General features: G+C 74.9%; 26 protein-coding genes. 6 read left to right on the top strand and 20 right to left on the bottom strand.

Annotated features, from left to right (window positions below):
- Positions 1 to 31: 31 nt before the first annotated feature.
- Entirely contained in the window at positions 32 to 649 is a 618-nt protein-coding gene (locus K8Z61_RS06220) for a hypothetical protein (RefSeq protein WP_224127479.1), read from the bottom strand.
- 187 nt (positions 650 to 836) lie between these two features.
- Here K8Z61_RS06220 and K8Z61_RS06225 point away from each other — a divergent pair, with 187 nt between their 5' ends.
- Together K8Z61_RS06225 and K8Z61_RS06230 are read left to right on the top strand one after the other, a co-directional pair.
- Entirely contained in the window at positions 837 to 1,256 is a 420-nt protein-coding gene (locus K8Z61_RS06225) for a DUF302 domain-containing protein (protein ID WP_224127481.1), read from the top strand.
- Positions 1,256 to 1,522: a metal-sensitive transcriptional regulator gene (locus K8Z61_RS06230; RefSeq protein WP_263430416.1), complete on the top strand. Its 267-nt coding sequence runs from the start codon at positions 1,256 to 1,258 to the stop codon at positions 1,520 to 1,522. Before K8Z61_RS06225 ends, K8Z61_RS06230 begins: the two co-directional genes overlap by 1 nt.
- Before the next feature lie 37 nt (positions 1,523 to 1,559).
- Here the strand turns inward: K8Z61_RS06230 and K8Z61_RS06235 are convergent, their stop codons facing one another.
- The 14 genes from K8Z61_RS06235 to K8Z61_RS06305 all read right to left on the bottom strand — a co-directional run bounded on the left by K8Z61_RS06235 (position 1,560) and on the right by K8Z61_RS06305 (position 12,003).
- Positions 1,560 to 1,742, bottom strand: coding sequence for a hypothetical protein (locus tag K8Z61_RS06235; protein ID WP_224127483.1), 183 nt, complete (start codon positions 1,740 to 1,742; stop codon positions 1,560 to 1,562).
- The gene (locus K8Z61_RS06240) at positions 1,739 to 1,930 is read right to left on the bottom strand and encodes a DUF1778 domain-containing protein (protein ID WP_224127636.1); all 192 of its coding nucleotides are present in this window, start codon (positions 1,928 to 1,930) and stop codon (positions 1,739 to 1,741) included. The genes K8Z61_RS06235 and K8Z61_RS06240 overlap by 4 nt, the downstream gene beginning before the upstream one ends.
- A gap of 201 nt (positions 1,931 to 2,131) precedes the next feature.
- The gene (locus K8Z61_RS06245; RefSeq protein WP_224127645.1) at positions 2,132 to 2,533 is read right to left on the bottom strand and encodes a hypothetical protein; all 402 of its coding nucleotides are present in this window, start codon (positions 2,531 to 2,533) and stop codon (positions 2,132 to 2,134) included.
- Between the two features lie 587 nt (positions 2,534 to 3,120).
- On the bottom strand, positions 3,121 to 3,897 hold the full coding sequence (locus K8Z61_RS06255) for a hypothetical protein (RefSeq protein ID WP_224127484.1): 777 nt from the start codon (positions 3,895 to 3,897) through the stop codon (positions 3,121 to 3,123).
- 1 nt (position 3,898) lies between these two features.
- The gene (locus K8Z61_RS06260) at positions 3,899 to 4,780 is read right to left on the bottom strand and encodes an ABC transporter permease (RefSeq protein WP_224127486.1); all 882 of its coding nucleotides are present in this window, start codon (positions 4,778 to 4,780) and stop codon (positions 3,899 to 3,901) included.
- Positions 4,777 to 5,772, bottom strand: a complete 996-nt coding sequence (locus tag K8Z61_RS06265; protein ID WP_224127488.1) for an ABC transporter ATP-binding protein — start codon at positions 5,770 to 5,772, stop codon at positions 4,777 to 4,779. The genes K8Z61_RS06260 and K8Z61_RS06265 overlap by 4 nt, the downstream gene beginning before the upstream one ends.
- Positions 5,773 to 5,817: 45 nt before the next feature.
- On the bottom strand, positions 5,818 to 7,194 hold the full coding sequence (locus tag K8Z61_RS06270) for a HAMP domain-containing sensor histidine kinase (RefSeq protein WP_224127489.1): 1,377 nt from the start codon (positions 7,192 to 7,194) through the stop codon (positions 5,818 to 5,820).
- Entirely contained in the window at positions 7,191 to 7,871 is a 681-nt protein-coding gene (locus K8Z61_RS06275) for a response regulator transcription factor (RefSeq protein ID WP_224127490.1), read from the bottom strand. The genes K8Z61_RS06270 and K8Z61_RS06275 overlap by 4 nt, the downstream gene beginning before the upstream one ends.
- A gap of 34 nt (positions 7,872 to 7,905) precedes the next feature.
- The gene (gene tatA / locus K8Z61_RS19240; protein WP_224127491.1) at positions 7,906 to 8,133 is read right to left on the bottom strand and encodes a twin-arginine translocase TatA/TatE family subunit; all 228 of its coding nucleotides are present in this window, start codon (positions 8,131 to 8,133) and stop codon (positions 7,906 to 7,908) included.
- Positions 8,134 to 8,241: 108 nt separating this feature from the next.
- A complete protein-coding gene (locus tag K8Z61_RS06285; RefSeq protein WP_224127492.1) occupies positions 8,242 to 8,631 on the bottom strand; it encodes a VOC family protein in 390 nt (129 codons plus the stop codon).
- 3 nt (positions 8,632 to 8,634) lie between these two features.
- Complete coding sequence (locus K8Z61_RS06290; RefSeq protein ID WP_224127494.1) at positions 8,635 to 8,826, bottom strand: hypothetical protein; 192 nt, start codon at positions 8,824 to 8,826, stop codon at positions 8,635 to 8,637.
- 10 nt (positions 8,827 to 8,836) lie between these two features.
- Positions 8,837 to 9,745, bottom strand: a complete 909-nt coding sequence (locus tag K8Z61_RS06295; protein ID WP_224127496.1) for an HAD family hydrolase — start codon at positions 9,743 to 9,745, stop codon at positions 8,837 to 8,839.
- 38 nt (positions 9,746 to 9,783) lie between these two features.
- A complete protein-coding gene (locus K8Z61_RS06300; RefSeq protein ID WP_224127498.1) occupies positions 9,784 to 10,908 on the bottom strand; it encodes an SGNH hydrolase domain-containing protein in 1,125 nt (374 codons plus the stop codon).
- Between the two features lie 66 nt (positions 10,909 to 10,974).
- Positions 10,975 to 12,003, bottom strand: a complete 1,029-nt coding sequence (locus K8Z61_RS06305; protein WP_224127500.1) for an AraC family transcriptional regulator — start codon at positions 12,001 to 12,003, stop codon at positions 10,975 to 10,977.
- 116 nt (positions 12,004 to 12,119) lie between these two features.
- On the opposite strand from K8Z61_RS06305, the gene K8Z61_RS06310 reads away from it, so the two are divergent.
- From K8Z61_RS06310 to K8Z61_RS06320, 3 genes are read left to right on the top strand one after another with little or no spacing between them, the layout of a single operon-like run.
- Positions 12,120 to 13,550, top strand: a complete 1,431-nt coding sequence (locus K8Z61_RS06310; protein ID WP_224127502.1) for a cytochrome P450 — start codon at positions 12,120 to 12,122, stop codon at positions 13,548 to 13,550.
- Complete coding sequence (locus K8Z61_RS06315; RefSeq protein ID WP_224127504.1) at positions 13,547 to 14,338, top strand: SDR family NAD(P)-dependent oxidoreductase; 792 nt, start codon at positions 13,547 to 13,549, stop codon at positions 14,336 to 14,338. Before K8Z61_RS06310 ends, K8Z61_RS06315 begins: the two co-directional genes overlap by 4 nt.
- The gene (locus tag K8Z61_RS06320) at positions 14,335 to 15,846 is read left to right on the top strand and encodes an NAD(P)/FAD-dependent oxidoreductase (protein ID WP_224127505.1); all 1,512 of its coding nucleotides are present in this window, start codon (positions 14,335 to 14,337) and stop codon (positions 15,844 to 15,846) included. The genes K8Z61_RS06315 and K8Z61_RS06320 overlap by 4 nt, the downstream gene beginning before the upstream one ends.
- Positions 15,847 to 15,856: 10 nt before the next feature.
- On the opposite strand, the gene K8Z61_RS06325 is transcribed toward K8Z61_RS06320, so the two are convergent.
- From K8Z61_RS06325 to K8Z61_RS06335, 3 genes are read right to left on the bottom strand one after another with little or no spacing between them, the layout of a single operon-like run.
- Positions 15,857 to 16,546 (bottom strand): DUF305 domain-containing protein, encoded by a 690-nt coding sequence (locus K8Z61_RS06325; protein WP_224127506.1) that lies wholly within the window; start codon positions 16,544 to 16,546, stop codon positions 15,857 to 15,859.
- Between the two features lie 58 nt (positions 16,547 to 16,604).
- Entirely contained in the window at positions 16,605 to 17,780 is a 1,176-nt protein-coding gene (locus K8Z61_RS06330; RefSeq protein ID WP_224127507.1) for a HAMP domain-containing sensor histidine kinase, read from the bottom strand.
- The gene (locus K8Z61_RS06335; protein ID WP_224127508.1) at positions 17,777 to 18,508 is read right to left on the bottom strand and encodes a response regulator transcription factor; all 732 of its coding nucleotides are present in this window, start codon (positions 18,506 to 18,508) and stop codon (positions 17,777 to 17,779) included. The genes K8Z61_RS06330 and K8Z61_RS06335 overlap by 4 nt, the downstream gene beginning before the upstream one ends.
- A 211-nt stretch (positions 18,509 to 18,719) precedes the next feature.
- Between K8Z61_RS06335 and K8Z61_RS06340 the strand changes: the two genes are divergently transcribed.
- Positions 18,720 to 19,085: an SdpI family protein gene (locus K8Z61_RS06340; protein WP_224127509.1), complete on the top strand. Its 366-nt coding sequence runs from the start codon at positions 18,720 to 18,722 to the stop codon at positions 19,083 to 19,085.
- A gap of 17 nt (positions 19,086 to 19,102) precedes the next feature.
- Here the strand turns inward: K8Z61_RS06340 and K8Z61_RS19245 are convergent, their stop codons facing one another.
- Complete coding sequence (locus tag K8Z61_RS19245) at positions 19,103 to 19,699, bottom strand: NifU family protein (protein ID WP_224127511.1); 597 nt, start codon at positions 19,697 to 19,699, stop codon at positions 19,103 to 19,105.
- Positions 19,696 to 21,582, bottom strand: a complete 1,887-nt coding sequence (locus K8Z61_RS06350) for a ferrous iron transporter B (protein ID WP_374227915.1) — start codon at positions 21,580 to 21,582, stop codon at positions 19,696 to 19,698. The genes K8Z61_RS19245 and K8Z61_RS06350 overlap by 4 nt, the downstream gene beginning before the upstream one ends.
- Between the last annotated feature and the right edge of the window lie 48 nt (positions 21,583 to 21,630).

Raw genomic sequence — 21,630 nt, forward strand, 5'->3', positions numbered from 1 at the left:
CGCCCTCGGGGTCAGGCCGGGTGAGCGGCTCTCAGAGGAGCACCCACGGGCTGAGTGCCGGTGTGGTCGACGCGGCGCGGTCGCGCAGGACGTCGTCGCGACCGCTCTGGTCCCCCTCGCCGCTCTCGCGGTAGTAGACCTGCGCCACGACGCCCGCGCGCACCTTCCACGGCCGGCCCAGGCAGCGGGTCGGCACCTGGGCGATCACGCCCGACGACGTCCGCGACACGACGATGCCGTCGCAGGAGACGCGGTAGCCGTTGCGCGTGACGCCGATGAACGGCTTGGACGGGTCCTCCGCGCCCGTGCTGACCGAGCGCGTCAGGTCGAAGCGGTCGCCCTTCGAGGTGACGATGCGCGCGTGCCAGTTGTCGTCGATGCCGCCGTAGGCGCGGGCGGCGGTGGCGACGGTGACCTTGTACCGGGTGTGCTGGATCGTCAGGTTGGTCAGGTCGGGGTTGCGCTGGCCGGGGTCGACGCGGGTGCGCGTGCCCTGGGCCGCCGTGTCGCTGGTGACGGTGACGTCGCCGGTGGCGTCGCGGTGACGGTAGGCGTCGGCGTGCGCCGTGACGGTGCCGGCGGCGAGCAGGGCGAGAGTGGCGGTGGCCGCAGCGGCGCGGCCCAGTGTCCGAGTGGTCCGAGAGCTCATGCCTCGACCCTCGCACGCCGGCCGCGGAGGCGCGAGCCCCGCGACGGGGTGTCCGTGCCTCGTCACCGCGTCCGAGCACCGACTCGGGCCGTCGGCGGGCCGAGACCACAGAACCCCCCGGGGGGTTATACAGTCGGTATCACGTCGCGCCGAGGAGCCGACGCACCGACCAGCGAGAGGCAGCCGCATGAGCACCTACACGCTCTCCGTCACCCTGGAGCGTCCCTACGACGAGACGGTGGCGGCCGTGCGCGACGAGCTGGCGCGGGCCGGCTTCGGCGTCATCACCGAGATCGACCTCGCCGCGACGTTCAAGGCCAAGCTCGACGTCGACGTCGCGCCGCACCTGATCCTCGGCGCCTGCCGTCCCCAGCTCGCCCACCAGGCGCTGGCCGCCGATCCGTCGGTCGCCGCGATGCTGCCGTGCAACGTCGTGGTCCGCTCCGCGGGCGAGGCGAGCACGGTCGTCGAGGCGTTCGACCCCGCGATGATGCCGCGCCTGCTCGACGAGCCGTCCGACGCCCTGCGCGCCGTGGCCGACGACGCCCGCGGTCGCCTCCAGGACGCCCTCGCGGGCCTCACGTCGGTGGGCGGAGGGCAGGCCTGATGGACCTCGAGCCGACGGAGATCAAGGCCATCATCACCCGCATGAAGCGGGCCAACGGCCACCTCGCCAGCGTCATCCGGATGATGGAGGAGGGCTCGGACTGCGAGTCGGTCCTCACCCAGCTCGCGGCCGTCAACAAGGCGCTCTCGCGCGCGGGCTACGCCATCGTCGCGACCGGGCTCCAGCAGTGCCTGGCCACCTCCGAGGACGGGCTCGACGGCGTGGACGTGAAGAAGATGGAGAAGCTCTTCCTGGCCCTCGCCTGACCCATCGGGGCCGGGGACGAAGGCCCCGGAGCGCGTCTCACCGGCCCGGGCTCAGCAGCTCCTCGAGTCGTTCAGTGATCGCGTCGACCCCGTAGACGGTCTGCGCGGGACGATGGGCCGCGGACGCGAGGAGGCCCGGGTCGCGGACGACGACGTCCTCGCCGACTGCTGCTCGCGCGATCTCGAGCAGATCATCCAGGTCGAGGTGCTCGACCCTCACTCGCCGAGCCGGTCGAGGAGCGAGCGGTCCTCGGAGACGATGCGGGCCAGCAGGGCATCACGACGCCGAGTGCGCTCCTGAGCGGCTCGGGTGGCGGCCTCCACGATGAAGGCGTGCTTGCTCACCCCCTCGCACTCGGCGGCGGCGGAGATCAGCGCGTCGGTCTGCGCGTCGAGTCGGAGCGTCATGGCCACGGCACGAAGATGCCTCGCGATACCGCGAGATGTCACCCAGCCACGCGAGACTCAGCCGCGGTCGCCGCTCCGTCTCACGGACGTGGATGTTGCTCGCGCATCCGCTCAGGCACGACGCACACGGACGCACCTCGGCGTTCGCCGACACGCCCTCGTCGCGAGCCGGATCCCGATCGTCGACCGGGGCCCAGGTCCTCAGCCGTAGGTGACCGTGAGCGTGCCGTCTGCAGCGGGATCGGGGCAGGTCGTCGGCACCGTGACGGTGCTCAGCCCCGTGCACGCCCCCGACAGCGTCGCGCGCGCGACGGTCTGGACGGCGAAGGTCGCGCCCGCGGGCAGGACGACGTCGCTGAACCGTGGCGCGCGGGGCCCGTCGACCGTGGACGCCGCCGCCAGCGTGCGGGTGCGACCGTCGGGATCGACCAGCCAGACCTTGATCGGTCCGAAGGAGTTGTTCGCCTCGATCGTGATGGTCACGGTCGCCGACGGCCGGCAGCCGAGCGGCAGCGGGTAGTCGCCCTCGGAGGGCGATCCGAGCGGCATCCGGACGACGGTGCCGGTGGCCGACGTGCCGAGGGAGCACGTGCTCCCCTCCACGGCCGGGCCGGTCGGGCCGATCGGTCCGGTCGCACCGTCCGCCCCCGCGGGTCCGGCAGGTCCGGCAGATCCGGTCGGACCCACGGCGCCCGTCGGCCCCGCGGGACCGACCGCTCCCGGCGCTCCGTCCACGCCGTCGACCCCGTCTGCTCCCGCAGGGCCCGCGGGGCCTGTCGGCCCGGCGGGGCCGGTGCGGCTCCAGCTCACCGTCCGCTCCGACGAGCGGCACCGCCCGGTCGGCGGCAGCCGCAAGGCGCCGGTCGACGAGCTCGCGCAGGCGGTGACGAAGGATGCTGGCGCCGCGCTGGTGGTGACGTACGAGAACCCGGCGCCCGCGGCGAGCGAGCCGGCGACGGCGCCGACGGCACCGGCCACGACGCTGGAGCGGAACTGGACGGACACGGCGCACCCCTCGGCTCGGCGAGGGAGGGCTCGAGGAGCGTAGGACGCGGCGCCGGGCGCTGCGCAAGACCGCGGCGGGCCGGGCTAGACCGGGCGCCGGGCCAGGAGATCGACGTCCGCCGACAGCGCAGCGAGGACGACCGTGACGCCCGGGGTCGCGCTGTCGGCGAGCGGGCCACGACCCGTCACTGCACCGGCAGCGTCACCGGCTTCGGCGGGGCGACGCCGACGGTCGACGCGAACACCAGGTCCACCGTCTTCGCGCCGGCCGGCACCCGGGCCGGGACGACGAGGGTCGGCGTCGCCTGCTCCTCGATCCGGTAGGGCACCTCGGCGAGCGCCCGGGTGCCGTCCATGACGGTCAGGGTGCCGGCACAGCCGCCCGCGCCCGCGCCGCAGCTCACCTGCACCGACGTGCGTCCGTCCGGGCCGACGGTCAGCGCCGTGCTGAGCGGCTGCAGCACCGAGGGGTACGTGACGCCGGTGGGGGTGTCGTCGCCCGCGGGGTCGAAGCAGGCGTCGAACTCGGCCACGGGGTTGGTGACGGTGCGGCCCCGGACGTCCTCGATCGTGGCGAAGCCGACGAGCTTGCTCGGGCCGCTGACGGTGTAGCAGTCGTTGGCGTGCACGGCGACCTCGAACTTGCCGTAGCCCTCGGGTGGCATCGGCACCGCCGGGTCCGACCAGCCGACCAGGCACACCCAGTCGGAGCCGGCCCCGACGTCGGGCACGTCCGGGCCGCCGCGCTCGCACATGGCGGTCGGGTGCAGCGACGCCGCGGTGAGGCCACGACGGCCCAGCAGCTCCGCCTGGGCGAGGTACCGGTTCGCGAACGCCGCGGGCAGCGACCGCTCGAGCCGAGCCCGGGTGACGGTGCTGCCGCCGCCGATCGCGGTGGCGACGGCTCCGGCGGCCCCGACGACGGCCAGGCAGAGAGCGAGGGTGATCAGGATGCGGCGCATGTCAGCCTCCGGTGACGTCGCGACGGCGGACGAGGACGTAGGCGATCGCGAGCGCGGCGGCGGCCCACACGGCGCTGACCACGAGGCCCTCCACGAGCGGACCGGTGAAGCGCGGCGCGGTGAGCAGGCCGTGCCAGGCCTCGAAGGGCGTGGTCGGCAGCACTGTGCGCAGCCCTTGGAGGCTGCCGAGCGCGCCGACCAGCTGCATCACCAGGCCCAGCGCGGCAGGCGCGGCGATGCCGGCGGCGCTGCTGCGGGTGGCCACCGAGATCAGCACCGCCAGCGCGGTGAAGGCCAGCAGCGGTGGCAGCGTGCTCGCCCAGGCCGCAGCGACCAGCACGAGCGCCTGCCCGTCGCCGATCGTCTGGCCGCTGAGGCCGGTGAGCGGAGCGCCGCCGCCGAGCAGCACGGACGACGCGATCGTCGCGGCCCCGAGCACCGCGAGCACGACCACCGCGAAGCCGGTGGCCGCGAGCACCTTGGCCCAGAAGAGCGTCGAGCGGCCGGTCGAGCGGGTCAGCACCGTCTTCCACGTGCCGTGCTGGTCCTCGCTGGAGAAGACGTCGCCGGCGACGATGGAGGTCAGCAGCGGCAGGGCCCACTGGCCCGCGAAGCCGAGGATCAGCAGGGCCAGCGACCAGCCGGACGTCGTCGCGTAGCGGCCGAAGAGGGTGTCCTTCGGCGGCTGCGACTGCGCGGAGATCGCCAGCGCCACCGGCACCGGCACGACGAGTGCCGCGAGCAGCACGACGCGGACGCGGAGCTGCGCGACGAGCTTGCGCACCTCCCAGGCGAGCACGGCGCCGAGACCGGCGGCACGTCCGGCGGGCCCGTGCGCCGGGCTCGTGGCCACGGTCGGCGTGGGGGCGGGCAGGGTCGTCATCGGCGGGGTCCTCCGTCAGGACGGGCGCCGACGAGCGCCGGGTCGGCGTCGTCGGTCGGCGCGGTCTCGGACGCGCCGTCGGTGAGCATGAAGAAGAGCGCCTCGAGCGGCGTGCGGGTCGGGGTCAGCTCGCGCAGGCCGACGCCACCGCGCACCAGCGCGGCGACCAGCTCCGTGGCGACGCCCTCGGGCCCGACGATCCGCAGGCCGGCGTCGTGACGCGAGACCTCCAGCCCGGGACGCTCACGCGCGAGGTCGTCGGCGAGCGCCAGCGCGCGCTCGTCGTCGTCGGTGCGCAGGAGGTGGCCGGGGTCCGGCGCCATCGCGCGCAGGTCGGCGATCGAGCCGTGGAAGCCGACCCGACCGTGGCTCATGATCGTCACGTGGTCGCAGATCTCCTCGACCTCGTCCATGTGGTGAGAGGAGAGCAGCACTGTCAGGCCGCCGTCGGCGAGCCGGCGCACCAGCGCCCGCATGTCGCGGATGCCGGCGGGGTCGAGGCCGTTGGCGGGCTCGTCGAGCACCAGCAGACGCGGCTCGCGCAGCAGCGACGCCGCGACCCCGAGCCGCTGCCGCATGCCGTACGACCAGCCGCCGACGCGCCGGTCGGCGCGGTCGGCGAGGTCGACGACCTCCAGCACCTCCTCGATCAGCCCCGGACGAGCGCCTCCGTCGAGTCGCGCCAGGCCCCGGAGGTTCTGGCGGCCGGTCAGGTAGGGGTAGAACCGCGGGCTCTCGATGAACCCCGCGACCCCGTCGAGCGTGCGCACCCCGTGCTCGTCCCAGCTGCGCCCGAAGAGCCGGATGCTGCCGGCGTCCGGCCGGATCAGGCCGAAGAGCATCCGCAGCATCGTCGTCTTCCCGGCGCCGTTGGGCCCCAGCACGCCGTACACCTCGCCGGGCGCCACGCGGAGCGTCACGTCCACGACCGCGGGCACCGGGCCGAAGGACTTGCTCACCCCCCGGGCGTCGACCGCCAGCATCTCGTCCATGGCGCGGACGCTAGGTGGGCGCGCATGAAGGGACGATGAAGGCCGCTACGCCCCGGCGCGTGCGCGCGGCAGCAGCACCGTGACGACGGTCGCGTCGCCATGGCGGCAGGGGACGTCGACGGTCGTCGGGCCCGCGACCGCGACGTGGTGGACGCCGCCGCTGCACAGCCGCAGCCCTCCGCCCAGCCGCTCGACGAGCTCCGCGACGATCGCCAGCCCGAGGCCCGCGCCGGGTCGGGAGCGCGCCTCAGGCGCCCGGTGGAACCGCTCGGTCGCGGCCGCGAGCAGTCCGGCGTCCATGCCCGGACCCGCGTCCTCGACCGCGAGGACGGCGTGGTCGCCGACCGCGTCAAGGCGCACGACGACCGGTGCGGCGCCGTGCACGCGGGCGTTGCCGACCAGGTTCGCGACGATCCGCTCCACCTGCTCCGGCGGCGCGGCGACCAGCAGCGGGGCGTCCAGGCCCGCGTCGAGCAGCTCTCGCGCGACGGTCGCGACGACGGCGCGCAGATCGGTCGGGACGTCGCCGGCCGGGCGGACGTCGGTCGCGGTGCTCGCGTCGAGCAGCTCCTCGGCCAGGCGCGTGAGCCGGGCGAGGTCGACCTCGAGCTCGGCCAGCACCTCCTCGTGCTCGGCGACGCTGCGCGGCCGGCGCCGCGCCAGCTGCAGGCGCGAGCCGAGCAGAGCGAGAGGCGTGCGCAGCTCGTGACTGGCGTCCTGGACGAAGCGCCGCTCGCGGGTCAGGGCCGCCTCGAGCGCGTCGAGCATCGAGTTGAGCGTGCGTCCGAGACGCACCACCTCGTCCTCGCGGTCCTCGGGCACCTCCAGGCGCCGGTCGATGGCGCCGGCGGCGATGCTCGCCGCAGCCCGCCGGTAGCGCTCGACCGGCACGAGGGCCGCCCGCGCGAGCCGCTCCCCCACCAGGCAGGAGACGACGAGACACGCCACTCCGGCGATCGTCAGCTGGGCGAACAGCTCGCGGAGGGCCTCGTCCCGACCGTGGCGGGCGACCGCGACCACGAGCGTGCGTCCGGAGGCCAGCGGCTGCACCCGCACGCGGGTGGCCGCCGGGTCGGCGGGGAGCATCGGACCGACGTCCACCACGCCGGGTCGGGCGTCGCTCGGCGCCAGCGGAACGGCGGGCGCGCCACCGCCGCTCGCCTCGACGGCGCCCGCCGCATCGACCACCTGCCAGGGCAGCCCGGCCGCGTCGGCGGCCCGTCGATCGCGCACGCCGCCGTCGGCGCCGACCAGCGGCGTCAGCGCGGCGCAGGCGCGGTCGAGGTCGGCGTCCAGGCCGCGGTCGAGCGCGTACTCCACGCGCCAGTAGACGAAGGCGCCGCCGAGGCTCAGCACGACGAGCATGGCGACGGCGAACCCCGCGACCAGCCGGACCCGCAGCGGAAGCGCGCGCAGCCTCACCGATCGACCTCGACGCGGTACCCGGCGCCGCGCACGGTCACGATGGTGTCGGTGCCGAACGGACGGTCGATCTTGGCCCGGATCGTCGCGAGGTGGACGTCGATCACGTTGCTGCGCAGGTCGGTCTCCCCGTCCCAGACCTCGTCGAGGATGCGGAACCGGCTGACCACGCGACCGGCCTCCCGCAGCAGCAGGTGGAGGATGTCGAACTCGCGGGTCGAGAGCCGGATCTCCCGACCGTCGCGCCGCACCGTGCGGGCCGCTGGGTCCAGCCGCAGGCCGCGCACCTCGAGCGCCTCGTCGTCGGCGTCCGCGATCGAGCGCCGGTGCAGGGCGCGCAGGCGGGCGAGGAGCTCGTCGAGGTCGAACGGCTTGACGAGGTAGTCGTCCGCGCCGGCGTCCAGTCCGCTGATCCGGTCGGCGACCTCGCCGCGAGCGGTGAGCATGAGCACCGGCACCCGGACGCCCGCGCCGCGCAGCCGGCGCAGCACCCCGGCGCCGTCGAGCCCCGGCAGCATCCGATCGAGCAGGACGACGTCGGGCTCCTCGCCGCCGAGCAGCCGGTCGATCGCGACCAGCCCGTCGTGCTCGACCGTCGGCTGCCAGCCGACCTCGGCGATCGTCTGCGCGAGCACGGCGGCGAGACGGACGTCGTCCTCGACGACCAGCACCCTCACGCGTCCGCCGCCCGACGCGGGGCTCTGCGCGCGTTCAGACGCCCGGCGTCCCCGAGTCGGCGATCCGCGGGTCCGGCGTGCCGATCGGCCGCGCCGGTGCGTCGTCCTCGCGCAGGGCCTTGGCCTCGGCCTTGAAGATGCGCAGAGCCTGACCGCTGCTGCGCGCCAGGTCGGGCAGCTTGGACGCGCCGAAGACCAGCACGACGATGGCCAGGATGACCAGCCACTCCGCGCCCTCGGGCATCATCAGCAACGGCGTCACGGTGGGACCTCCTCGTCCGGGACGGCCCGCAAGGGGCCTCGCCTCCACGGTAGGGAGTCCACCTGCCACGGACCTGGCTGTCGGCCGAGCCGGGGGCCGCCCCGCGGATCATGACCGGGTGCGCCGCCAGGCGAGCTCCTGGAGCTCCCAGGTGTTGCCGTCCGGATCGCTCAGGCTCGCCCCGCGGACCCCGCCACCGAGATCGTGCACCTCGCCGACGGCGACCCCGCGAGCCAGCAGCGCGGCGCGGATCTCGTCGAGGTCGTCGACGACCAGGTGGAGGCCGCGCTGGCTGCCGGGCGTGCCGCCGTACACCGGCAGGCCGGTGCCCAGCCCGATCGAGCAGGCCGATCCCGGCGGCGTCAGCTGGACGACGCGAACCCCGTCGGCGGGCCGCACGTCGTGGTCGAGCAGGAACCCCAGCCCATCGCGGTAGAAGGCGATCGCGGCGTCCACGTCGCTCACCGGCACCGGGACGAGCTCGAGCAGGAGGCGCACGGGTCAGCGCCGCCGCTGCGCGACGGTGATGCCCAGGGCGACGGCGAGCCCGGCCAACAGCGAGCCGACGAAGGTCCAGCCCCGGCTGGTGTCGCCGCTCTCCCCCAGGTGGCCCATGCCGCCGAGGGCGAGGAACCCGCCGACCACCAGCATCACGAGGGCCACCAGGAGGCCGAGGATCGCTCCGCGCGTCATGGCACCGACCCTAGCGATCCGCTCCCGGCACAGGCTCCGAGGTCGCCGGGCTCGCGGGCAGCCAGCTCCGCAGCACCTGCAGCACGCCGCCCTCGCCGGGTCCGGCCGCCCGCAGCCGCGCGGCGGCGACCACCGCGGGCTGCGCGCCGTCGACCGCGTACGAGTGCTCGGCCGCGGCCAGCATCTCGAGGTCGTTCAAGTGGTCACCGAAGGCCGCCGTCTCCCCGGGCCGGACGCCGAGCTCGGCCTGGAGCCGGCGCAGCGCGGACCCCTTGTTGACGCCCTGCGGCATGAGATCGACCCACACCGCGCCGGAGCGCACGACGTCGACCGCGCCCGCGAACGGGGCGAGGACGTCGTCCGCGAGGCCGGCCGCGCCGTCGAGGTCAGCGACCGCGACCTTGATCACCGACCCGCGCAGCGCGGACGCCTCGGCTCCCGGCTCCAGCAGATCGGGCACCCGGGCGAGCGCGGCGGCGTAGTACCCCTCGACCTCCTCGAGCAGGGGGCCATCGGGGCAGTCGACGTAGGCCATCCGCGGCGTGCACAGCACGACGACCACCTGACGCCGGTGCTCCGCCGCGTGGGCGCGCGCCGCCCTCACCACCGCGGCGACGACGTCGTCCGGCACGGCGGCGGCCACCTCGGTGCGACCCGCCCGGACCAAGCAGGCGCCGTTGTCCGCGATCACCGTCGGACCGCCGTCCGCCGTGGGGAGCACGCCCGCGAACAGCGCCTCCACCGACGGCGCCGAGCGGCCGCTGGCGGGCACGAACAGCACGCCGGCCTCCTGCAGCTCCGCGAGCAGCGGCGCAAGATCGGCGGGGACGCGGCCGCCGTGCTCGAGCAGCGTGCCGTCGAGGTCGCAGGCGACCAGGCGCACCGGCGGGACGGGGCGGGCAGGGCGGTCGGGGCTCATGCGCGGATCACGGGCACGAGCATGCTGCACCGGGAACCTCAGAGCCCGGCCGCGTCCAGCGCGTCGGCGAAGCGGGGCGCGAGGGAGTGGGCGTACGTGCGGGTGACGTGCGAGCCGTCGCGGTAGACGAGCACGTCGCCGACGAGCGGCGGGCAGCGCCGGGCCGGGCAGACCCAGGGCACCGGGTCGAGCCACAGCAGCGACGCGGTCGCGGCGCCCGGCACGTTCCGCCCGCGCAGCGCCGGGGTGACGTCCACCGCGTCCGCCTGGGCCACGGCGGCCTGCTGCGCCGGCCGCCCCGAGAAGCGCACCCCGGTGGCGCGGTCGTACCCGCACGGGCGCACGTCCGCCACATGGCGCTTGACGCACGAGGGCACCTGGTAGAGCAGGCCGTCCTTCGTGGGCTGGGGGGTGTCGGAGACGACCATGACGCGGTGCCCGTCGGCCTGCCAGGTCGACCAGAGCCGGACGAGGCCGCGCACCATGGCCGCCTGGTCCTCGCTGGCCGGTCCGGACGTGCGGGCGTCGCTGCGGAAGCTGTCGGTGAGCACCAGGTCGACGCGGGTGCGGCGCAGCTCCTCGGTGACCTTCCGGACGTAGGTGCGGCAGGTCGTGTACGCGCGGCCGTCCGGCCCGGTGACGGGGGCGTCGGTGGCCGGGCAGCCGGACTTCGTCATGATCAGGATGCGCAGCGCGCGGGACTCGGCGAGCCGCTGCAGCGCCGGGGCCCACTGCCCGATCTTGGAGTCGCCGACCAGCGCGATCGTCGCCCGCGCCCGCGAGGCCGGCACGCCGTAGGCGCAGCGCGTGAGTCGGTCGGACTCCGGACGCACCTGGCAGCCGTCGGCGTAGAGGTCGGGCCGGTCCTTCGTCGCCGTGCCCGGGCTCGGCCGCACCGAGTCGGCGCGCCGCGTGAAGGCCGCCGTCGCGGTCTCCGGCTCGCGTCCCAGCGCCGCTCCCCCGGGGTGCGCGGAGGCCCGACGCTCGGCACCGGCGGGCGCCGAGGGGGCGGTGGAGTCGGACGAGGCGGCCGGACCGCTCGCCCGGTCGACGCCCCCGGCCAGCCCGCAGCCCGCGACGACCGCGGCCAGCGCGAGCAGCACGACGATTCCGACGAGCATCGCCGGGAGCGAGTCCGAGCGATCGCGCTCCATGCCGTCCATGCGTCGACGGTAGTCCGCGCCCGGCAAGCGCGGCCCCGCCACCAGGGCGTGGACCCGGCTCGTGGCTCAGCCGAGCCGGTAGCGCGATGGCGGCACCCCGAACCAGCGGACGAACGCGTGGGTGAACGCCGCCGTCTCGGAGTAGCCGAGCCGGCGTGCGCACTCCTCCACCGTGAGGCCGACGTCGACGAGCAGCTCCACCGCGACGGTGCGGCGGATCTCCTCGAGCAGGGCTCGGTAGGAGGTGCCTTCGGCGTCGAGCCGACGCCGGAGGGTCCGCGGGTGGACGCCGAGCCCGCTCGCGACCTCGTCGAGCGCGGGCGGCTCGCCCGGCCGCGCCAGGAGAGCCGAGCGCACCTGGGCCGCCACCCCCACCCGACGCTGACGACGCTCCAGGCTGGCCTCGACCTGGGCGAGACACGTGCGGCGGGTCGCGGCGTCAGCCTGGGGCAGCGGTGCGTCCAGCAGGCGGCTGGGGAGGGTGAGCAGCCTGCGCTCGCCGAGCCGCACCGAGCCCAGCGGCTGGCCTTCGAGGAGCGCCTGGAGAGGGGCGTCCTCAGGGGGCATCTCGAGCTCGATCTCGGCGAGGAACGGCAGCATGGTCGGGGCCACGAACGGCGGGACCACGCCGACGATGCCCGCCACGTCCCGCGCCACGAAGTAGGGCCGGACGTCGGGCGGCAGATGGTGCGCGTCGAGGCTGAGCAGCGCGCGCCCGTCCGCCTCGGTGAGCGCTACGTCCACCACGAGGTTCGTCAGGCTGAAGTAGCGCAGGGCGAGCGTGAGCAGCTCGCGGATCGAGGCGCTGGCAAGCGCCGCGAAGCCGAGCAGTCCGAGGTGGGTCAGGTTGATCCGGCTCCCCACCTGCAGGCCGAGGAGCGCGGCATCGCCGTCCCCCACGCCTGCGGCGAGCGCGTTGCGGACGGCTCTCACGTGCTCGACCAGATCCGCGTCCGCCTCGGGGTCGGCCAGCCGATCGACGTCCACGCCGGTGCCCGTGAGCACCTTCTCGGCCGACACGCCCGCGTCACGCGACACCGCGCAGAGCAGTCGCAGACCGAGGACGAGGTGACGGCGGTCGGACTCGACGGGCACTGTCCGAAACTATCAAGTTCGTGTCCGTCCAGCGCATTCCGCCGTCCTCCGAGGCGCCCTAACGTCGCGAACGGACGGCGCACCGGCTCGTCCGCGAGCACAGCCGAGGAGACTCGATGAGCGCCATCACCGCCCCGTCCGACCCCCGGAGCCGTCCGGGGAGCGCCCACCGCGTGCCGACCGTCACGGCCACCGCCGCCGCCCTGCTGGTCGGGCTCGACCTCGACCGGGGCGTCACCCCGCTGCTCGGACGCCACGACGTCACCCGGGCACGCCTGGGCACCCGTCGCTTCGTCTCGCTGCGTCGCGCCGAGCACGTCGACCACCTCTTCCACGCCGGGCGCACGAACTACGCGAAGTCGCTGGAGTACGCGCCCATCCGCACGATCGCGGGCCTCAACCTGCTCACCGACGAGGCCGACTCCTGGGCCGCCCACCGCCTCGCGCTGAACCCGATGTTCGCCAAGCGCCGGCTCACCGGTCTCGTGGACCTCATGCTCGAGCCGATCCTCGCGACGACCCACGCCCTGGACGGCCTGACGCACCCCGGGGCCGAGCCGCAGGTCGATCTCCACGAGGAGATGGTGCGGCTGACACTGCGGGTCGTCGCCAACGCGCTCTTCAGCCAGGACTTCGGCGCCGTCGTCGACAGCATGCACGCGGTCGCCACCCGCGGGCTCGACCTCGCGGAGACGCTGCTTCGCCTGACCCTGATCGGGGTACTGCCCGGGCCCGCCTGGCGGGCCATCGGCGCGATCGGACGGGCACCGCTGACGCTGCCGCCGCCACTGCGCACCGTCCAGGAGGTCGCTCGCACGCTCGACCGGGCGGTCGACGAGGTGGTGGACGCACGGCTCGCCCGACCCACGACGGCGCCCGACCTGCTCAACCTGCTGCTCGAGGCCGGCGAGGGCAGCTGGGGACGACAGCGGGTGCGCGACGAGGCCCTCACCTTCATGCTGGCCGGCCACGAGACCACCGCGAACGCGCTCGCGTGGCTCTGGTACCTGCTCGCGACCCATCCCGAGGCGCGCGCGCGGATGCTCGACGAGGTGGACGCCGTGCTCGCCGGCCGCACCCCGACCGCCGACGACCTCGGGGCGCTGCCCTGGACCCTCGCGTGCGTGCAGGAGTCCCAGCGGATGTACTCCGCGGTGCCGGTGCTCCCGAGGGTGGCGCTGGTGGACGACGTGATCGACGGCCACCACATCCGCCGCGGCACCACGATCCTCGTCCCCGTGCACCTGCTCCACCACGATCCGAGGTACTGGGAGGATCCCGAGTCCTTCCGCCCCGAGCGGTTCCTCCCCGGCGCACCGCGTCCGCACCGGTCTGCGTTCCTGCCGTTCGGCGCGGGCCGCCGGGTCTGCATCGGCCAGAGCTTCGCGCTCATGGAGATGGTCGCGGTCGTGGCGGCGCTCTCCCAGCGCCTGGTCTTCGACCTCGCGCCCGGCGCCGTCGTGACGCCCAAGCAGTCACTGACCCTCCGACCGGCCCACGGCGTGCCGGTCGTCGTCCGGCGTCGCGGCAGCGGGGCTGCGGCGTGAGCGGCATCCGCCGACCCCGGCTGGTGGTCGTCACCGGCGCGGGCAGCGGCATCGGACGCGCCACCGCGCTGGCCTTCGCCGCCCGCGGCGCGCAGGTGGTCTGCGTCGACCTCGACCTCGCCTCCGCCGAGCGGACCGCGAGCGCGTGCGGCCGCGGCCAGGGCCTCGCGCGCGCGTGCGACGTCGCCGAAGCACCTGCCGTCGTGGCGCTGGCGAACGAGATCGAGGCGGGCCTCGGCGCCGTGGACGTGCTGGTCAACAACGCCGGCGTCGGCCTGGGCGGCGACTTCCTCGACGCCGACCTCGACGACTGGGCCTGGATCCGGTCGGTGAACCTCGATGGCGTCGTGCACGGCTGCCACGCCTTCGGGCGCCACCTGGTCGCGCGCGGCCGCGGGCAGGTGGTCAACGTCGCCTCGGGCCTGGCCTTCGTCCCGAGCCGCCGCACCGCGGCGTACTGCGCGACCAAGGCCGGCGTCCGGATGCTCTCGGAGAGCCTGCGCGCCGACTGGTCGAGGCACGGTGTGGGCGTCAGCGTCGTGTGCCCCGGCGTGATCGACACGCCGATCCTCGCCGCGACCCGGCTGCGCGGGGCCGCGGAGGGTCAGCGGTCGGCGTTGAGCCGGGTCTTCCGCCATGGTCACGCGCCCGAGCGCGTCGCCGAGGCGATCGTGCGAGCCGCCCGAGACGACCGCGCGCTCGTGCCGGTCGGATGGGAGGCTCACCTCGGGCTCCATGCGACCCGCCTGCTCCCGACGCCCCTGCGCATCCTCGGAGGACGACTGTGACCTCGACCCCGCACGACCCCACGCCGATCGGCGACCGCGACCTCGAGGTCCTGATCGTGGGCGCCGGCTTCTCCGGCATCGGCGCGGCGATCAGCCTGCTCCGCGAGGGCGTGGACGACCTGCTGATCGTCGAGGACGGCCAGGCCGTCGGCGGCACCTGGCACTGGAACACCTATCCCGGCGTGGCCGTCGACATCCCGTCGTTCAGCTACCAGTTCTCCTTCGCCCAGCGCACCGACTGGAGCCGCTCCTACGCGAAGGGCGCGGAGCTCGCGCGCTACGCCGAGGACCTCGTCGACGAGCACGGGCTCCGTCCCTTCCTGCGGTTCGGCCGGCGCGTGCTGCGGGCGGTCTGGCACGAGGACGACGACCGGTACGCCGTCGAGCTCTCCGACGGCTCGACGCTGCGCCCGCGCTTCCTGGTCAGCGCCTGCGGCGTCCTCACCCAGCCGCGCCTGCCCGACATCCCGGGCGTCGCCGACTTCGCCGGCACCACCGTCCACACGGCGCGCTGGGACCACGCCGTCGACCTCGCGGGCCAGCGCGTGGCGGTCATCGGGACGGGCGCCTCGGGCGTCCAGCTGATCCCCGAGATCGCGCCGGACGTGGCCTCGCTGACCGTCTTCCAGCGCACGCCGATCTGGTGCTTCCCCAAGCCCGACGTCCCGCTGCCGGCCCCGGTGCGTGCCGGGCTGCGCCTGCCGGGCGCTCGCACCGCGGTGCGAGCGCTGAGCCAGGCGTTCGTCGAGGTCACCTTCCCGATCGCCGCGCACTACCACGCGTGGTTTCCACTCACCCACGTGATGGAGCGCGCCGGCCGCCGCTGGATCGCCGAGCAGGTCGACGATCCCGAGGTCGCCGCGCGGCTCACGCCCGCGTACGGCCTGGGCTGCAAGCGGCCGAGCTTCCACAACTCCTACCTGGCCACCTACAACCGGCCGAACGTGCACCTCGAGACCACGCCGATCGCCGAGATCACCCCGACGGGCGTCCGGACGAGCGACGGCACCGAGCACGAGATCGACGTGCTCGTCCTGGCCACCGGCTTCAAGGTGATGGAGCCCGACAACCTGCCGACCTTCGAGCTGCGGGGCGTCGACGGCGTCACGACCGCCGCGTACTTCGCCGAGCATCGCCTGCGCGCCTACGAGGGCGTCTCGGTGCCCGGCTTCCCGAACTGCTTCATGGTCTTCGGGCCCTACGGCTACAACGGATCGTCCTACTTCGCCCTGATCGAGGCGCAGGTGCATCACATCGTCCGCGTGCTGCGGGCGGCGCGCCGGCGCTCGGCCACCCGGGTCGAGGTCACCCGGGAGGCCGACGACCGGTTCTTCGCCGGCATGCTGCGCCGGCGACACCGGCAGGTGTTCTGGCAGGAGTCGTGCACCGGCTCGAACAGCTACTACTTCGACGAGCACGGCGACGTGCCGCTGCGGCCGACCACCACGGTGTCCTCCGCGCTCGCCAGCCGGACGTTCCCGCTCGACGACTACGCGTTCTCGGGCTGAGCCGCCGGGCTCAGGAGTCGAGCAGCGCCTGCATCCGGCCGATCTCGTCCTGCTGGGTGCGGACGATCGAGTCGGCCAGCTCGCGCGCGGGCGCGTACCGCCCGTCCTGCTGCTCGGCCTTCGCCATCTCGACGGCTCCCCGGTGGTGCTCGATCATCATCTGCAGCCACAGCCGCTGGAAGTCGGCGTCGGAGGCGTCCTGCAGGTCGGTCATCTGCTGGGCGGTCATCATGCCCGGCATCGAGCCGTGGTCCATGCCGGAGTGGTCCATCCCCTCCATGTCGGACATGCCCGACATCCCCGCGCCGGCCTCGGCGGGCACGTCCTCGCCCCAGGAGCGCAGCCAGCCGGTCATCGTCTCGACCTCGGGCGTCTGCGCCCGCTCGATGCCGTCGACGACCGCCTGCACCTCGGGCGAGAGCGTGCGGCCCTCGGTGAGAGCGACCATCTCGAGGGCCTGACGGTGGTGCGGGATCATCATCTGCGCGAACGTCACGTCCGCGTCGTCGAAGGCGGCGTCGGACGCACCGCCGGACGCCGAGGGGCTCGCCGAGCCCATCGAGCCCATCGAGCCCATCGAGCCCATCGAGCCGTGGTCCATCCCGCTGTGGTCGTCGGAGCCGCAGGCGGCCAGCCCGCCGAGGGCAAACACGGCGGTGGCCGCCAGCTGGGCGGAGCGGACGATCGGACGGCGGTTCATGCGGGTCTCCTCCAGGACGATGGTGCCTCCAGGATGCCGAGCGGGACCTGAGGGGCCGTCAGCGTTCGATGAAGATCCGATCAAGATTCCGGTCATCCGCCAGGGGCAGCCGCACGACGAACGTCGCGCCCCGTCCCGGCCCGTCGCTGGACGCGGTCAGGGAGCCGCCGTGGGCCTCGACGATCGCCCGGCTGATCGTGAGTCCGATGCCCGAGCCGATGGACGCCCCCGGCCCGGTGCCGCCGCGGTAGAAGCGCTCGAACACGTGCGGGAGGTCGTCCGGCGCGATGCCGGCGCCGTCGTCGCTCACCCACATCTCCAGAACGTCGGCCGTCCGCCGGACCATCACCTCCACCCGGCCCCCGCGCCCCGTGTGCCGCCGGGCGTTGTCGAGGAGGTTCGTGAGCACCTGGTCGATCCGCTCGCGATCGACGTGGAGGTGCTCGGACGCGGTCGCGTCGGGCACGTCCAGCGCGAGCCGCACGCCGGCCTCGTCGAACCGGGCCTCGTGGGAGCGCACGCACGGGCCCACGAGCTCGGCGACGCCGATCCGGACCGGGTCGACGCTCAGACGACCCTCCTCGGCACGGGACACCTCGCCGAGGTCGGCGGCGAGCCGCTGCAGCCGCGCGATCTGCAGGTGCACGACCGCCGCCGAGTCGGCGTCCCAGACCGCGACGCCGTCGTCCAGGCCCTCCGCCCAGGCGCCCAGGGTCGCGATGGGCGTCCGCAGCTCGTGGGCCAGGTCGGCGAGCAGCCGACGACGGGTGTCCTCGGTGTGCTCGATCCGCGATGCCATGGAGTTGAAGGCGTCCGCCAGGGCGTCGAGCTCCGGCCCCGCCTCGGCCGGACGGACGCGGGCGGCGTAGTCGCCGTGCCGGACCCGCTCCGCGGCGCGGGTCAGGGCGGCGAAGGGCCGACGCAACCGCATCGCGAAGAGCCACGTGGCGATCGCCGCGCAGAGCCCGGCGATCGCCACCGCCACGCCGAGGGAGAGCAGGCTCGCGATGCGATAGGCCTCCTCGACGTGGTGCATCTCCGGCTCGCTCGGCGGCGCACCGGCCTGGAGCAGGTGGTGGTGGAAGAGCGGCGGACCGACGATCGCCGCCACCGCTCCCGCGGTGAGGAAGCCCGCGAGCAGGACCACGGACTGTGCGAGCAGCAGGCGGCCCGGGAGGCTCCTACGGGCCGGGAGCCGCAGCGACGGCCGCGGACGTCGGGCCGCGACGGTCATGACGTCGCCATCCGGTAGCCAACCCCGCGGACGGTCTCGACGAATCGCGGCCGACCCGAGTCGTCGCCCAGCTTGCGGCGCAGGTGCACCACGTGGACGTCGACGACGTGCTCGTCGCCCACCCAGCCCGGGCCCCAGACCGACTCGATGATCTGCTGACGACTCCAGGCCGAGCTGGGGCGGGAGGCCATCGTCGCCAGGATGTCGAACTCGGTGCGGGTCAGCTCGATCCCGCGGCCGTCGACCTCGACCCGCCGGCCGTCCGGGTCGACCGCCAGCCCTGTGGGGAGCCGGGAACGCGCCGGTGCCTCCGGAGCCGCCTGGCGAGGCCGACGCAGCACGACCTGCACCCGGGCCACGAGCTCGCGCGGCGAGAACGGCTTGGTGATGTAGTCGTCGGCGCCGACGGCCAGACCGACGAGCCGGTCGGCCTCGTCGGCGCGGGCGGTCAGCATCAGGACGTAGCAGTCGGAGAAGGTGCGGATCCGCCGGCACACCTCGACGCCGTCGAGCCCCGGGAGGCCGAGGTCGAGCACGACGACCTCGGGCCGACGACGCTCCGCGGCCGCGATCGCCTCCGGCCCCGTCCGCGCGTGCTCGACGGCGAAGCCGGCGCGTCGGAGGTAGGCCTCCACCATACGGGCGAGGTCGACCTCGTCCTCCACCAGCAGCACCGTCGCGGTCGCGGGCTCCGCCGCCTCGACGGCCACCGTCGGGTCTGATCCCATGCCGCCAGTGTGCCCGGAGCCGGACCAGACCGGCAGGCGCGGTGTCGGCGCGATGCCCTAGCGTCGGAGGTCCTGCCTCCCCAGAGGTCGGCAGGCTCCGGGAGCCCATGCCTCCCTGCCTGGCCCGGAGGCGCGGCTCCCGCCACCCCCCATGCGACGGGAGCCGCGCACCGGCCCGCACCGCCCGCGGGCAGGAGGGCAGGATCAGGGCATGGACGCACTGCTGGCAGCCTGCGCGCCGATCGGGCTGATGATCGGTCTGGTGGACGTCGCCCTCGCCCGCTCGATCGCGGTCGGGCTCCCCCGCAACCGCCTCGTCGGCATCCGGCTCCCGGGGCTCCTGCGCTCCGACGCGGCCTGGGACGCCGGGCATCGCGCGGCGGCGCCGGTCCTCGCACGCACGGGCGCCCTCGCGCTCGCGGTGACGGCGATCGGCCTGCTCGCCTGCCTGCCGCTGCTGCCCGACGCGATCCGCTGGATCGGCGCCGGGCTGGTGGCGACGGGCGCGGCGATCGCCCTCGGCGGCGTCGCCGTCGGCAGCCTCCGGGCCGCCCGGGCGGCGCGGCGGGTGCCCTGAGCCGGCGCCCGGACGGCCTACCGGCGGAAGACGAGCGGCAGCAGTCGGCGGCCGCCGGCGCGGTCGGACGGGGCGTCCGGACGCACCGAGCGCACGGCCGTCACCGACGGGTCGAGCGAGCGGATCGCCGTCAGGACGCGGTCCTCCAGCGTGCGACCGGCCGCCGGGCAGCCGTCGCAGGTGCCGCGCAGTTCGACGTCGACGACGCCGTCGTGCACGGCGACCAGCTCGAGGCTGCCGCCGTGGCTGCGGGCGTAGGCGCCGACCTCGCCGGCCAGCACCTCGCGCGCCGCCGCGGCCAGGTGCTCCCGAGCCGGATCGTCGCCGTCGGCCGGCACCCAGCCCTCGGGATCGGTCAGCGCGTCCTGCAGCGCGCCGCGCACGACGTCGCCCGACGCCGCCCACGTGTGCGCGGGCGCGAGCTCGAGCAGCACGGCGGCGGGCTCGACCTCGACGTGCACCAGGAGGCCCTCGTCGAGCAGCCGCGCGAGCGGGGCCGGCACGCGCTCCGGCACGCCGACGAGCCGCAGCGAGCCCGGCGGGACGACCCACCGGGCGCAGGAGGGGCGTCCGGGCACGGCCTCGGCGTGCACGGGCGGACGCGGCGCGCTCACGTGACCGCCCCGACGACCACCCGGGCCAGCAGGGCCATGGTCCAGGCGAGCGCGAAGAGGTAGGTGAACGCGATGGCCGGCCACCGCCACGAGCCGGACTCGCGGCGCAGCACGGCGATGGTCGACATGCACTGCAGCGCGTAGAGGAAGAACACCAGCAGCGCCGCCAGCACCGGAGCGGTGAACAGCGGCTCGCCGGCGCGCGGACCGTCCTGCACGCGCAGGTCGGCCAGCGCCTGGGACGGGTCGTCCGGGTTGGTCGCCGCGGCCACCTGGCCCATCGTCGCGACGAAGACCTCCCGAGCCGAGAGCGAGGCGAGCACGCCGACGTTGATCCGCCAGTCGAAGCCCAGGGGCTCGAAGACCGGCTCGACGGCGCGGCCGACGTCGGCGGCCAGGCTGTGGTCGATCGTGTACGACGCGACGGCTGAGGAGTCGGCCGGGTCGACGCCCGCCCGCGCCAGCTCCGCGTCCGAGGGGGCCGGCAGGTTCAGCAGCAGCCAGAGGACGACCGTGGTGCCGAGGATGATCTTGCCGACCTTGGCGAGGAAGCCGCGGCAGGCGTCGTAGACGGCCAGCAGCACCGAGCGCGCCGACGGCAGGCGGTACGGCGGCATCTCCATGTAGAACGGCAGGGCCGGGCCGGCCGAGCGGCCGAGGCGGCTGAACAGCCAGGCGGTGAGCATCGCGGAGACCGCGCCGCCGAGGTAGAGCCCGAACATCACGAGACCCTGCGCGCCGATCGGCCCGACGCGGGCGTCGGAGGGCACGAGCAGGCCGATGAGCAGCACGTAGACCGGCAGCCGCGCCGAGCAGGTCATCAGCGGCGCGCCCATCATGGTGGCGATGCGGTCGCGGGTCGACGGCAGCGTCCGGGTGGCCATGATGCCGGGGATCGCGCAGGCGAAGGACGAGAGCAGGGCGACGAACGCGCGGCCCTCGAGGCCGGCCCGGGCCATCACGCGGTCCATGAGGAAGGCGGCGCGCGCCAGGTAGCCGACGCCCTCGAGCAGCGAGATCAGGACGAACAGCAGCGCGATCTGCGGCAGGAAGACCACGACCCCGCCGACGCCGCCGATGACGCCGTCCGCGAGCAGGCCCGCCAGCCAGTCGACGCCGATCGAGGCGCGCACCTGGTCGCCGAGCGCCGCGAAGCCCGTCTCGATCAGCCCCTGCACCGGCGCGGCCAGGGTGAAGATGGTCTGGAAGAAGACGAACATCGTCGCGAGGAACACGACCGTGCCCCCGACCGGGTGCAGCAGCACGGCGTCCAGTCGACGGGTGCGCGCGTCCAGCTCGGGCGCGGCGTACCCGGCACTCGCGAGCACCGAGTCGACCCAGCCCGAGACCGCCTCGGCGTCGAGCGGCGGCGGCACCAGCGGACGGCTCCAGGTCGCCGGCCCGCCGAGCAGCTCGCGCAGCTCGCCGAGCTGCTGACGCCGCCCGCCGACGACCGCCAGCACCGGGACGCCGAGCGCACGGCCGAGCGCCGCGAGGTCGAGACGGCCCTGGCGTCGGGTCAGCTCGTCGGTGAAGGTGACGACGACGCAGACCGGCAGGTCAGCCCGCAGCACCTGCGCGGCGAGGCGGAGCGAGCGACGCAGCGTGGTGGCGTCGAGGGTGAGGATCAGCGCGTCGGGCGTGTCCTGGGAGTCGTCGGCCGGATCCAGGACACCGGCGACGATGCGCTCGTCGGGGCTGATCGCGGTGAGGCTGTAGGTGCCGGGGAGGTCCTCGAGGACGACCGGCCCGAGGGCGGTCTCCGCCACGCCCTGGTAGCGCGTGACCGTGACGCCGGGGTAGTTGCCGGTCTTGGCCCGCAGCCCGGTGAGGGCGTTGAACAGGGTCGTCTTGCCCGAGTTGGGGCTGCCGACCAGGGCGATCCGACGCCGTCCCGCGACCGCGACGCCTGCGGGCTCAGCCGGACCGCA

The sequence above is a fragment of the Nocardioides sp. TRM66260-LWL genome (assembly GCF_020075545.1).
GTDB lineage: Bacteria > Actinomycetota > Actinomycetes > Propionibacteriales > Nocardioidaceae > Nocardioides.